The organism is Streptomyces sp. ALI-76-A, from assembly GCF_030287445.1.
In the GTDB taxonomy this organism is placed as follows: domain Bacteria; phylum Actinomycetota; class Actinomycetes; order Streptomycetales; family Streptomycetaceae; genus Streptomyces.
The window spans coordinates 5,167,597-5,179,321 of the sequence record NZ_JASVWB010000002.1 but is presented as its reverse complement, the minus strand read 5'-3'; the positions used below and the strand labels follow the sequence as shown (position 1 = coordinate 5,179,321).

Annotated in this window: 12 protein-coding genes; 4 read left to right on the top strand and 8 right to left on the bottom strand. The window is 71.9% G+C overall.

What is annotated here, in order from left to right; genetic code table 11:
* On the bottom strand, window positions 1-360 hold the full coding sequence (locus QQS16_RS24200; protein WP_007383963.1) for an NADH-quinone oxidoreductase subunit A: 360 nt from the start codon (window positions 358-360) through the stop codon (window positions 1-3).
* A gap of 765 nt (window positions 361-1,125) precedes the next feature.
* Here QQS16_RS24200 and QQS16_RS24195 point away from each other — a divergent pair.
* Entirely contained in the window at window positions 1,126-1,959 is an 834-nt protein-coding gene (locus QQS16_RS24195; protein ID WP_286063958.1) for a C40 family peptidase, read from the top strand.
* Between the two features lie 313 nt (window positions 1,960-2,272).
* Here the strand turns inward: QQS16_RS24195 and QQS16_RS24190 are convergent, their stop codons facing one another.
* Window positions 2,273-3,562 (bottom strand): geranylgeranyl reductase family protein, encoded by a 1,290-nt coding sequence (locus QQS16_RS24190; RefSeq protein WP_286063957.1) that lies wholly within the window; start codon window positions 3,560-3,562, stop codon window positions 2,273-2,275.
* A 99-nt stretch (window positions 3,563-3,661) separates the two neighbouring features.
* On the opposite strand from QQS16_RS24190, the gene QQS16_RS24185 reads away from it, so the two are divergent.
* Together QQS16_RS24185 and QQS16_RS24180 are read left to right on the top strand one after the other, a co-directional pair.
* Complete coding sequence (locus QQS16_RS24185) at window positions 3,662-4,168, top strand: GNAT family N-acetyltransferase (protein ID WP_286063956.1); 507 nt, start codon at window positions 3,662-3,664, stop codon at window positions 4,166-4,168.
* A gap of 106 nt (window positions 4,169-4,274) precedes the next feature.
* A complete protein-coding gene (locus QQS16_RS24180) occupies window positions 4,275-4,625 on the top strand; it encodes a PASTA domain-containing protein (RefSeq protein WP_286063955.1) in 351 nt (116 codons plus the stop codon).
* A gap of 175 nt (window positions 4,626-4,800) precedes the next feature.
* Here QQS16_RS24180 and QQS16_RS24175 read toward each other — a convergent pair whose 3' ends face one another.
* Together QQS16_RS24175 and QQS16_RS24170 are read right to left on the bottom strand one after the other, a co-directional pair.
* Window positions 4,801-5,496 carry a demethylmenaquinone methyltransferase gene (locus tag QQS16_RS24175; RefSeq protein ID WP_286063954.1) on the bottom strand — a complete coding sequence of 232 codons (696 nt, stop codon included), beginning with the start codon at window positions 5,494-5,496 and terminating at the stop codon, window positions 4,801-4,803.
* A 37-nt stretch (window positions 5,497-5,533) separates the two neighbouring features.
* Window positions 5,534-5,704: a hypothetical protein gene (locus QQS16_RS24170; RefSeq protein WP_286063953.1), complete on the bottom strand. Its 171-nt coding sequence runs from the start codon at window positions 5,702-5,704 to the stop codon at window positions 5,534-5,536.
* Window positions 5,705-6,029: 325 nt separating this feature from the next.
* On the opposite strand from QQS16_RS24170, the gene QQS16_RS24165 reads away from it, so the two are divergent.
* Entirely contained in the window at window positions 6,030-7,058 is a 1,029-nt protein-coding gene (locus QQS16_RS24165) for a chitinase (protein WP_286063952.1), read from the top strand.
* A 17-nt stretch (window positions 7,059-7,075) separates the two neighbouring features.
* On the opposite strand, the gene QQS16_RS24160 is transcribed toward QQS16_RS24165, so the two are convergent.
* The 4 genes from QQS16_RS24160 to QQS16_RS24145 all read right to left on the bottom strand — a co-directional run bounded on the left by QQS16_RS24160 (window position 7,076) and on the right by QQS16_RS24145 (window position 11,681).
* Window positions 7,076-7,681: a hypothetical protein gene (locus tag QQS16_RS24160; protein ID WP_286063951.1), complete on the bottom strand. Its 606-nt coding sequence runs from the start codon at window positions 7,679-7,681 to the stop codon at window positions 7,076-7,078.
* A 25-nt stretch (window positions 7,682-7,706) separates the two neighbouring features.
* Window positions 7,707-8,906 (bottom strand): cyclic dehypoxanthinyl futalosine synthase, encoded by a 1,200-nt coding sequence (mqnC, locus tag QQS16_RS24155; protein ID WP_286063950.1) that lies wholly within the window; start codon window positions 8,904-8,906, stop codon window positions 7,707-7,709.
* Between the two features lie 72 nt (window positions 8,907-8,978).
* A complete protein-coding gene (locus QQS16_RS24150) occupies window positions 8,979-9,758 on the bottom strand; it encodes a prepilin peptidase (protein ID WP_286063949.1) in 780 nt (259 codons plus the stop codon).
* A 72-nt stretch (window positions 9,759-9,830) separates the two neighbouring features.
* Window positions 9,831-11,681 carry a serine/threonine-protein kinase gene (locus tag QQS16_RS24145; protein WP_286063948.1) on the bottom strand — a complete coding sequence of 617 codons (1,851 nt, stop codon included), beginning with the start codon at window positions 11,679-11,681 and terminating at the stop codon, window positions 9,831-9,833.
* Between the last annotated feature and the right edge of the window lie 44 nt (window positions 11,682-11,725).

Genomic DNA, 11,725 nt, shown 5'->3' with positions numbered 1-11,725 from the left:
TCAGTCCCATTCCAGGCCGCCGCGCCGCCATACGTACGCGTACGCGACGAAGACGGTGAGCACGAAGAGCAGCATCTCGACGAGCCCGAAGACACCCAGGGCGTCGAAGGTGACGGCCCAGGGGTAGAGGAAGACGATCTCGATGTCGAAGACGATGAAGAGCATCGCCGTCAGGTAGTACTTGATCGGGAAACGCCCGCCGCCGGCCGGCGTGGGGGTCGGCTCGATCCCGCACTCGTAGGCCTCGAGTTTGGCCCGGTTGTACCGCTTCGGACCGATCAGCGTGGCCATGACCACGGAGAAGATCGCAAAGCCTGCCCCGAGGGCTCCCAGTACGAGGATGGGCGCATACGCGTTCACCGCTCCTCGCTCCTCTCAGTCGGCACTGACTGCTGGCGATGGCATCGGGCTCACGTCCGTCTCACGGGTCGGCGACCCCCGCTCGTCCCGGCGAAGATCGCGAACATGTGAAGCAGGTCACAAGCCCAACTGACTCGCATCCTATGCCTGCCGCTCTGTGATCTGCGACACGGGGTATTGCACAAGCTTTGTGATCTCCACCACCTGATGAAGGATCATGAAGTCGAACGAGCAGCGATCTTCGTACGAGATGTATACGACTGGTCACCAGGCGTGACATATCCGCTCGTCGGCGCAGGCAGGGCGGGTCGTCTCCATATCAAGATGCTTCCCGTGCATGCAAATTGGTGCTGGATGACGAGCGCTTGATAGTGCGCCGCGTTCACACGTCAGAGGGAGCGGGGGCGCGACGTGAATGTGTGCACGCGTTCACGAGCGCACCCCGGGCCGTGACCCGCCCGCAATCGCTCCGTGATCTACGCACGGGACGCGGCCGCGTCGGCAATCGTTGCGTGACCTCCGCCACACCCGCCACGGGCGCCCGAGAAGGAGGCTTGGCCACAGACCGCAACTGGTGGTAGGTGCGGGGCAATTAGGACGTAACGACGAAAGTCCATGATCACAGGCTTGATCAACTGCGTCCGCATTGTCCGTTAAGACGTCAGGGGAGAGCGACACGCCCGACGTTCAGGGCCCCATTGAACAACTGTGGCGCACCACACGTTTCTTGAAGGTATGGAGGAGCCCCTGATACCGGTTGTTCTCATGTCCCACACCGCTCACATACGCAGCCACCGGAAACCCCGCCGCAGCGCGTCGAAAGTCGCGATGCGGGCTGGAGTTGCCGGTGGCGTTCTCAGCACCCTGGCAGTGGCCGGGGCGTCCGGTTCGGCGAGCGCCGCCGAGCCGGTGACGCAGACCCTCGAACTGCCCGCTCTGACCGCCGACCTGGGCGCCCAGATCGCCGAGTCCGCCGACGCCACGCAGCAGGCGGCGGCGAACTACCAGCTGCAGGCAGAGCGTGACGCGGCCGCCGCAAAGGCCGCGAAGCAGGCCAAGGCGGACCTCGCCGAGGCGAAGAAGAAGGCCCAGGCCGAGAAGAAGGCCGCCGAGGAGGCCGCCCGCAAGGCCGCTGCCGAGCGCGCGACCCGCAGCAGCGAGCGGACCACCCTGTCCGCCTCGGCGGACGTCGAGACGTCCACCAGTGCGTCCAGCAGCTCGTCCAGCAGCTCGTCCACGGCCACCGGTTCGGCAGCCGCGGTCATCGCCTTCGTCCGGGCCCAGGTCGGTGACGCCTACGTCTCCGGCGGCACCGGTCCCAACTCGTGGGACTGCTCCGGCCTCGTCCAGACCGCCTTCAAGCAGGTCGGCATCGACCTGCCGCGCGTCTCGCAGGACCAGTCGACCGCCGGTACCCAGGTCTCGCTGAGCAACCTGCAGCCGGGCGACATCCTGTACTGGGGTGGCGCGGGCAGCGCGTACCACGTGGGCGTGTACGTCGGCGACGGCATGTTCGTCGGCGCGCAGAACCCGTCCACGGGTGTCGCCGAGAAGCCGCTGTCGTACGACCCGCCGACCGGTGCTGTGCGGGTGCTCTGACACACGGGCACGCACCGTCGCACGGAAGGGGCCGCAGCCGCTCGGGGGCAGCGGCCCCTCCGTCCTGCCCGAGGTCCTGTGCCAGGTCGGGCGTATCGGGCGGGCTCGGTCCTGGGATCACCTGCCCCTGACTGGCCCTGACTGCTTCGGCATGATCAGGCCGCGCAGGCCGACCGGCAGGGCGCCGGGCCCGGTTCGGCCGGCCGGCTGGCTGGCTGGCGGGAGACGGGGACCAGAACGGTCCGCTGTGCGGCACCCGCCCCGCCCGGCGGGCCGCCCCGCCGGGCCTACCCGCCCCGCACGCCAGGCCGCCTCACGCCTTCGGCGCCACCTTGCTCAGGCCGTTGATGATGCGGTCCATCGCGTCGCCGCCCGTCGGGTCGGTCAGGTTCGCGAGCATCTTGAGCGTGAACTTCATCAGCATGGGGTGCGTCAGGCCGCGCTGGGCCGCGATCTTCATGACCTTCGGGTTGCCGATGAGCTTCACGAAGGCGCGGCCCAGGGTGTAGTAGCCGCCGTAGGTGTCCTTGAGGACGCGCGGGTAGCGCTGGAGCGCCAGTTCGCGCCCGGCGGGGGTCGAGCGGGCCTGGGCCTGGACGATGACCTCGGCGGCGATCTGGCCGGACTCCATGGCGTAGGCGATGCCCTCGCCGTTGAAGGGGTTGACCAGGCCGCCGGCGTCGCCGACGAGGAGCAGCCCCTTCGTGTAGTGCGGCTGGCGGTTGAAGGCCATGGGCAGGGCGGCGCCGCGGATCGGGCCGGTCATGTGGTCCGGGGTGTAGCCCCAGTCCTCCGGCATCGACGCGCACCATGCCTTCAGGACCTCGCGCCAGTCCAGCTCCTTGAAGGAGTCGGAGGTGTTGAGCACACCCAGGCCGACGTTCGAGGTGCCGTCGCCCATGCCGAAGATCCAGCCGTAGCCCGGCAGCAGGCGGTCCTCGGCCCCGCGCCGGTCCCACAGCTCCAGCCAGGACTCCAGGTAGTCGTCCTCGTGGCGCGGCGAGGTGAAGTACGTGCGCACGGCCACCCCCATCGGGCGGTCCTCACGGCGGTGCAGGCCCATGGCCAACGAGAGCCGGGTCGAGTTGCCGTCGGCGGCGACGACCAGCGGCGCGCGGAAGGTGACCTCCCGCTTCTCCCCGGTGTCGCCGAGTTTGGCGTGCACGCCGGTGATGCGGCCCGTGCGCTCGTCCACGATGGGAGCGCCCACGTTGCAGCGCTCGTACAGGCGGGCGCCCGCCTTCTGCGCCTGGCGGGCGAGTTGCTCGTCGAAGTCGTCGCGCTTGCGGACGAGGCCGTAGTCGGGGAAGGACGCGAGGTCCGGCCAGTCGAGCTGGAGGCGGACGCCGCCGCCGATGATTCGCAGGCCCTTGTTGCGCAGCCAGCCGGCCTCCTCGGAGATGTCGATGCCCATCGACACGAGCTGCTTGACGGCGCGTGGGGTGAGGCCGTCACCGCAGACCTTCTCGCGCGGGAACTCGGTCTTCTCCAGCAGGAGTACGTCGAGTCCGGCCTTGGCGAGGTGGTACGCGGTGGTGGAGCCGGCTGGCCCCGCGCCGACGACGATCACATCGGCGGTGTTCTCGGAGAGGGGCTCGGTCACGGCGGGATCTCCCCCAGGTCGAAAATCTGCGTGCCGACCGGCACTGGACACCGGCAGTCTATTCAGCACAATTGATCAACCGGCTGAAGGGCTGCCCCCGTGAACCGAGCTCTCCCCGTGATACGGCTGCGCGTCCCCACCGACGAGGACGCGGTGGCCTGGCACCGGACCTTCGCCCACCCGGACGTGATGGAGTTCCACGGCGGCACCCGAGCGGAGTTGTCGGTCTACGAGGAACTCACCGCGCGCCAGCGCCGGCACGACGCCGAGCGGGGCTACTGCCTGTGGACGATGCTCGACGGATCCGGTCAGGTCATCGGTTTCACCGGGGCACAGCCGTGGGAGCGGGACTGGGGTCCGACGGGCGAGATCGAGATCGGCTGGCGGCTGGGGCGGGAGCAGTGGGGCCGCGGCTACGCCACGACGGCCGCGCGGATGACGCTGGAGCGGCTGCGTGCGGCGGGCGTGCCGAGCGTGGTCGCCATGGTCGACGCCCGCAACGCCCGGTCCGTCGCGGTCACCCGGCGCCTGGGGATGCGGCTCGCCGAGGTGCTCCGGACGCCGGTGTCACAGCGCGAGACGCACTGCTACCGGCTCGACCTCTGATCGCGGCCGGTCACCGACCGTATCCGTATGTCACGGACAGGCACATGACGCTTCCGGGCGCCGCCTGACCGGAGTTACCCTGCTTGTACCGCTGGGGGTGACATCTGTGCGCTTGACACCCAAATCGCCCGAGGTGCGCGTACCGAGGCTGGTCGGTCTGATGGCCGTGGACGCGCGCGAGGCAGCCGAGGCGGGCGGCGTCCTGCTGGCCGCGCCCGACCGGCCCGACTTCCGCCGCACGGTCGTCGACTACGTCGTACGGCAGTACCCGCCGCCCGGCGCCGGGATTCCGCGCGGATCCGTGGTGACCGTGTGGTTCGAGTTCGGCGAGGGGCAGGGCGGCGGCGGTGCGGGCGTGCACGAACCGCGCCCGCCGGTTCCGGGCGGCGGCGGTATGCACGGCGAACTGGACGAGCCGCCGGGCCCGTACGCCGTGGCCGGGCTCGGCGCGCCGTGAACCCGCTCCGCACCGGCCGGGCGACAGCCCGTACGCCGACTGCGGCCACCGCCGGCTCGCCGGTGCCGGGCACCCCGCTCAGCTCTGCTCGACGCACAGCCGGGCACCACCCTCGGCTCTGCCCGGAACCGACCCCGCGGGGCACCACCCCCAGCGCGACCACCCCCAGCGCAGCTCAGCCCTGCTTGAAGCCCCGGTGCAGAGCGACCACCCCGCCGGTCAGGTTGCGCCAGGCCACCTTCGACCAGCCGGCCTTCTGCAGGCGCTCGGCCAGGGCGGGCTGGTCGGGCCAGGCGCGGATGGACTCGGCGAGGTAGACGTACGCGTCGGGGTTGGAGGAGACCGCGCGGGCGACCGGGGGCAGGGCGCGCATCAGGTACTCGGTGTAGACCGTGCGGAAGGGCGCCCAGGTCGGCTGCGAGAACTCGCAGATGACGACCCGGCCGCCGGGCTTGGTGACCCGGTACATCTCGCGCAGCGCGGCGTCCGTGTCGTGCACGTTGCGCAGCCCGAAGGAGATGGTGACCGCGTCGAAGACGTCGTCCCGGAACGGCAGCCGGGTCGCGTCGCCCGCCGTGAACGGCAGCCAGGTGTGCTTCCGCTTGCCGACCTGGAGCATGCCGAGGGAGAAGTCGCAGGGGACGACGTAGGCGCCGGTGCGGGCGAAGGGCAGGGAGGACGTGGCCGTACCGGCGGCCAGGTCCAGGATCTTCCGGGCGGGTCGGGCGTCGACGGCGGCGGCGACCTCACGGCGCCACACCCGGTCCTGGCCGAGCGACAGCACGTCGTTGGTCAGGTCGTACCGTTCCGCGACGTCGTCGAACATCGAGGCGACTTCGTGCGGCTGCTTGTTCAGGGAGGCGCGGGTCACGGGCTCATTGTTGCAGTACGTCCCCCGGCTCTCCGGCTCAGGGGAGCGAGCGTGGCCGCTTCTTGGCGGCCAGGTCCTCCACCCAGCCGCACAGCAGGAGGAACACCGCGACCAGGAGCCGGTGACGTCGGGCAGGAAGCACGAAGTCGTGTGCGGGGCGGTCGCGCCGAACGGCGGCGCGGTATTCGAGAACAGGCCCAGCACGCATCCCCCGGATATCAGGGACGCCCCGGCTATCAGGGACTGCTTACGCGGTTTGAATTCCGGCTTTCATGTGAGCCGCCCGTGAGGCACTTTTCCACTGCCCTCTCCCTGAGAGATTCCAGGAGAGTCTGCGTGACCCGGAGTGAAGGAAAAGGGAGCGAATGTCCGGATAGCGCGCATGCGACACGCCTTTTGACCGTTTCTGTCTGTGTAGTGACCACGGGGTCGCTGTCCGGGCGCGGCACGGTCGCGTGTGAGACATTTCCACTGCGGAAACGCTCTTTGGTTTCCGTCCTGGGACAGGAATCACGAAAGCGGGTGCACACGGGATGCGGAGTCTCCTGAAGCCGGCGACCGGGCTCCTCTGCCTGGCCGTGCTGGCCACCGCGGGCTGCTCCGCGGGCTCCGGCGACACCTCGGACGCGGCCCCCGGGGCGTCCCGGCGGACGACCGCCTCCCCGAGCGAGGAGGCCACCGCGGCCACCGCGTACGCCCCCTACGTCAGCGCCACGGAGGCGTCCGACCTCGACTCCACGGGCTCCCCGACGACCTACAACCTGGCCTTCGTGATCTCCGACGGCAGTGGCTGCGCGCCGAAGTGGAACGGCACCGAAGCCATCGGCGACGCGGCGGTGACCTCCCGGATCGGGCGGCTGAAGGAGGACGGCGGCACGGTCCGCGTCTCCTTCGGCGGGGCCTCCGGCGAGGAACTCGCGGCGACCTGCGACAGCGCGGCCGAACTGGCCGAGGCCTACGGACAGGCACTGGACGCGGCCGGTTCGACCCAGGCCGACTTCGACATCGAGGGCGACGAGCTGACCGACTCCGGCTCGGTGGACCGGCGTTCCGAGGCCATCGCGGCCTTGCAGGCGGAACGTACCGGCCTCCAGGTCTCCTTCACGCTCCCGGTCATGCCCTCCGGCCTCGACGACGACGGCGTCGCCCTCCTGGAGTCGGCCAACCAGCACGACGTACAGGTCTCCACCGTCAATCTCATGACGATGAACTACGGCGAGTCGTACGACGGCGACATGGGCGACTACGCGCTCACCTCCGCGAAGGCCGCCCACACCCAGCTGACGGACGTGTTCGGGCTGTCCGGCGCGGACGCCTGGCGGGGCATGGCGCTCACCTCGATGATCGGCGTCAACGACGTCGACGGCGAGACGTTCACGCTCTCCGACGCGGCCCAGGTGCGGACGTTCGCCGAGGAGCACCGGATCGCCTGGGTGTCGATGTGGTCCGCCTTCCGCGACCAGCGGTGTGAGGGCGACGACTCCGCGTCCGACGACCCGTCAACCGAGTGCAGCGGGGTGGCACAGAGCCCGGGCGCGTTCGCGGAGGCGTTCGCGGGCTGAGCGGGCGGGGCGGGACGTCACCGCCGCCGGTACACCAGGCGTCCGTCCGCCACCGTGGCCACGCAGGTGCTCGCGCCGCGTTCCGCCAGCTCGGCCTCGTCGGTCACGTCGAAGAGGGCGAACCGCGCGGCGGAGCCCCGTTCCCGCGGGGGCGCGAACTCCACCGGGACGCCCGAGGCGTAGGGGTCGAGCGCCGGCGCTCCGCCGGGACGCCCGAGGCGGCCCACCACCGCCAGCCCGGAACGCTGCACGACGTCCCGCACCGCGCGGCTGCGCAGCTCTTCGCAGGCCGCCACGACCGTGCCGTGCGCCAGCATCCGCTGCACCCCGCGCCGGGCGCTCGCGCCCCGGCGGGTCTCGTCCGCGAGGAGCGCCGCCGCCGCGTCCCCGGTCAGCGGCTCGGTGCCCAGGTCGGCGGCCTCCCGCGGATCCGGGTGGTAGGCCCGCTCCAGCAGCTCCGTGCCGTGCGGGTTCACGAGTCCCGGCGTGAGGATGCCGGGCCACTCGCGCACCCGGGCCCGCGGATGCGCGGCCACCAGGTCCGCCAGTGTCCCGGCGTCGGCGATCCACGCGCCCTCGACGACGAGCGCCCGCCCGCGCGAGTCCGCGTGGATCGTCAGCACGGTGGCACTAGTGCCGTGGCAGGCACTAGTTGGCCGCCAGCAGCTTCAGCTCGGGGTGAGCCGTGCCGCCCTCGATGGCCGTGGAGGAGATGTGGGACATCACCCGCTCGTCGACGGGGTCGTTCGCCGGGTCGTCGTGCACCACGAGGTGCTCGTACGTGGTCGCGCGCTGCGCCGGGACCCGTCCCGCCTTGCGGATGAGGTCGATGATCTCCATCCGGTTGGAGCGGTGCCTGGCGCCGGCGGAGGAGACGACGTTCTCCTCCAGCATGATCGAGCCGAGGTCGTCGGCGCCGTAGTGCAGGGACAGTTGGCCGACCTCCTTGCCGGTGGTCAGCCAGGAGCCCTGGATGTGGGCGATGTTGTCCATGAACAGCCGCGCGACGGCGATCATCCGCAGGTACTCGAAGAGCGTGGCCTGCGTACGGCCCTTGAGGTGGTTGTTCTCCGGCTGGTAGGTGTACGGGATGAAGGCGCGGAACCCGCCGGTGCGGTCCTGCACGTCACGGATCATCCGCAGGTGCTCGATGCGCTCGGCGTTGGTCTCGCCGGTGCCCATCAGCATCGTGGAGGTGGACTCCACGCCCAGGTTGTGCGCGATCTCCATGATCTCCAGCCAGCGCTCGCCGGACTCCTTCAGCGGCGCGATGGCCTTGCGGGGCCGGGCCGGCAGGAGTTCCGCGCCGGCGCCGGCGAAGGAGTCGAGTCCGGCGGCGTGGATGCGCTGGACGGCCTCCTCCACACCGACCTTGGAGATCCGGGCCATGTGCTCGACCTCGCTCGCCCCCAGGCTGTGGATGACCAGCTGCGGGAAGGCCTGCTTGATGGCGGAGAAGTGCTTCTCGTAGTACTCGACGCCGTAGTCCGGGTGGTGTCCGCCCTGGAACATGATCTGGGTGCCGCCGAGTTCGACGGTCTCCGCGCACCGGCGCAGGATGTCGTCCAGGTCACGGGTCCAGCCCTTGGCGGTGTCCTTCGGCGGGGCGTAGAAGGCGCAGAACTTGCACGCCGTGACGCACACGTTGGTGTAGTTGATGTTCCGCTCGATGATGTACGTGGCGATGTGCTCGGTGCCCGCGTACCGGCGGCGGCGTACGGCGTCGGCGGCGGCGCCCAGCGCGTGCAGCGGGGCGTCGCGGTAGAGGTCGAGCGCCTCCTCGGGGGTGATCCGCCCGCCGTCGGCGGCACGGTCGAGCACAGACTGGAGGTCGGCCTTCTCGGTCACCGAAGCGTCCCTTTCGTCAAGGGTTGTGGACAGACCGAACCAGCCTACGCCAGGCCTGTTCCGGCCAGGACGTCAGGCCGCGTACGCACCGGTCAGCAGGCCGACGTACGCGCCGGCGAGCAGGAACGGCCCGAACGGGACGGCGGTCCTGCGGCCCGCGCGCCGCGCGACGACGAGGGCACCGCCGTACAGGACCCCGAACAGGAATCCGGCCAGGGTGCCCAGCATGACCGTCGGCCAGCCGTACCAGCCCAGGAGCGCGCCCGCCCCCAGCGCCAGCTTCACATCACCGAAGCCCATGCCGTCGGGGTTGACGATCCACAGCACGAAGTAGCCGCCGCCGAGGGCCAGTGTGCCGAGCAGCGCGGTCGTCCAGTCCCCCGCGCGCTCGGGCACCGGCGTGACCAGGCCGAGCAGCAGCAGCGCGGCGAGGGCGAGCGGCAGGGTCAGCACGTCGGGCAGCCGCCGCACCCGCAGGTCGACGGCTGCCAGCAGCACCCCGACGGGCGTGAGCAGCAGCCAGACGACGAGTTCGGGCCGCGGGCCGGTGGCGGCGGCGAGGCCGGCGCAGAGGAGGGCGGTGACGAGGGAGACGAGGGGGGTGCGCGGACCGTAGGCGGACCGCGGCACGGCGATCCCGGCGTCGTGCGCCGCGACCGCCCCGGCCGCGCACGCACGGCACCGCGCCGGCCCGATCCAGCCCCGCGCCGGCCCGCGGAGCGGATGCCCGCCGGGGCACAGCCGGCGCCAGTTCTCCTCCTGCGGGACGGAGAACCGGTAGGCCGCGCGCGGCACCAGCGTCCCCGCCGCCGCACCCCACAGCGCGGCGAGGGCGATCAACAGGCCGGTCATCCCGTGCGGTCCTTCATTCCGTGCGGTTCATCCTGTGCGGTTCATTCCGTGCGGTTCGTCCTGGGCGGTCCTTCATCCGACCTTCGACAGCCGGGCCTCGGGGCGGCCCGAACCCTCGCTGTCGGAGCGGTACTCGAGATCGTCGCCGACCGGTGTGAGCCGGACGGTGTGCGTGGCCTGGTTGCACACGCTCCCGTTCGACTCGGCCCCGACGGCGGACGCGACGACCTGTTTCCCCGTCACCTGCTTGAGGGTCAGTACGTCGTCGCAGACACCGCCGAGCACGTCGGTGTGCCGGAGCGTGCCCAACTCCTCGCCCACGTCTGCCCGGCGGACGGTCAGCCGGAAGGTGCCCATGGGGAGCGTGCCGTCGAGGGCGACGGCCTGGCCCTCCCAGGTGCCGAGGTAGGCGGCGGGGACGGCCGCCGGGCTGCCCGGGGACGAGTCCTGGCCCGCGCTGGTCGAGGCGCTCGGCGCCGGGGTGTACCCGCCGCCGTCGTCGGAGGCGCTCGGGTCGTCACGGCGCTCGCCCGGCAGCAGGTCGAACAGGAACGCCGACCCCAGCGTCACCGCCGCCATCGCCCCGGCGACCGCCAGCGCCACCGTGCAGCTGAGCCGGCGCCCCCGCGCTCCCGGTCCGGTCTGCGAGGTCGCCGAGACGGAGACGGAGAGCCGGCCGGGGCCACGGCGGTCGGAGGGCTCCGCGGAGGGTGCCGCGTCCTGTGGGACCGGGTGCGGACCCGAGCGGGAGTACGGGCCGGATCCCGCGTGCGGGTGTGGGCCCGGGTGCGGGTGCGGGTGTGGGCCCGGGTGCGAACCCGGCCCCGGCCCCGACTCCGGCCCCGAGTCCGGCTGCTGCGGCTCGCGCGGCTCCGGGACAGCGGCCGGCCGGACCGGTGAGGGCGGCGGACCAGGCGTCTTGGCCCCGGCCATCACCGGCGGCGGCCCGAACTCCCCCAGCGCGGCGGCCGTCACCGAGGGGCTGCTGAACCCCACCGGCCCCGAGGGGGCCTCCCGCCCGTCCTGGCCCGCGTCCAGGTTCAGCAGCGACACGGCGCTCCGGCTCACCTGCTCCACCAGCGCCCCAGGCAGCCATCCGCCCGTGACCAGCCGGGCCGCCCCCTCGGGAGCCAGGCGCCGGGCCACCTCGCCGGGGGCGGGCCGGGCGTCCGGGTCCTTGGCCAGGCACGCCGCCACCAGCTCGCGCAGTTCCCCGTCCAGCGGACCGAGTTCGGGTTCCTCGTGGACGACCTTGTAGAGCAGGGCGGCCGAGGAGTCGCCGGGGAAGGGGGCCGCGCCGGCCGCCGCGTACGCGAGCACCGCGCCCAGGGAGAAGACGTCCGCCGCGCCCGTCGCGCCCTTGCCCAGTATCTGCTCGGGCGACATGTAGCCGGGCGAGCCGATGGAGACACCGGTGGAGGTCAGGGACGCCGTTCCGTCCGAGGCCCGCGCGATGCCGAAGTCGATCAGCAGGGGCCCGTCGAGAGTCAGCAGGACATTGGACGGCTTCACGTCCCGGTGCACCAGGCCCAGGTCGTGCACGGCGGCCAGCGCTTCCGCGAGTCCCGCGCCCAGCGCCCGGACCGTGGATGCCGGCAGCGGGCCGCCGTCCGTGACCGCGGCCGACAGGGACGGGCCCGCCGCGTATCCCGTGGCCACCCACGGCACCGCCGCCTCCGGGTCCGCGTCCAGGACCGGCGCGGTCCAGGCGCCGCCGACCCGCCGGGCGGCCTCGACCTCGCGGCGGAAGCGGGCGCGGAACTCCTCGTCCAGCGCGAAGTGCGGGTGCACGATCTTGACCGCGACCGTGCGGCCGCCGGCGCTGCGGCCGAGGTAGACCCGGCCCATGCCGCCGGAGCCGAGCCGGCCGAGCAGCCGGTAGGGCCCCACGGTGCTGGGTTCGTCGACCCCGAGCGGCTGCATGGCGTGCCCTCCCCCGCGTCCCCCGCGCTCCGCGCGCTCCCCCA

Bases quoted from the DNA above. Each gene is read 5' to 3' on its own strand.
- QQS16_RS24145 (WP_286063948.1), bottom strand. From the start codon at position 11,681: ATGCAGCCGCTCGGGGTCGACGAACCCAGCACCGTGGGGCCCTACCGG.
- QQS16_RS24170 (WP_286063953.1), bottom strand. From the start codon at position 5,704: ATGCGTGCTGGGCCTGTTCTCGAATACCGCGCCGCCGTTCGGCGCGAC.
- QQS16_RS24165 (WP_286063952.1), top strand. From the start codon at position 6,030: ATGCGGAGTCTCCTGAAGCCGGCGACCGGGCTCCTCTGCCTGGCCGTG.
- QQS16_RS24195 (WP_286063958.1), top strand. From the start codon at position 1,126: ATGTCCCACACCGCTCACATACGCAGCCACCGGAAACCCCGCCGCAGC.
- QQS16_RS24150 (WP_286063949.1), bottom strand. From the start codon at position 9,758: ATGACCGGCCTGTTGATCGCCCTCGCCGCGCTGTGGGGTGCGGCGGCG.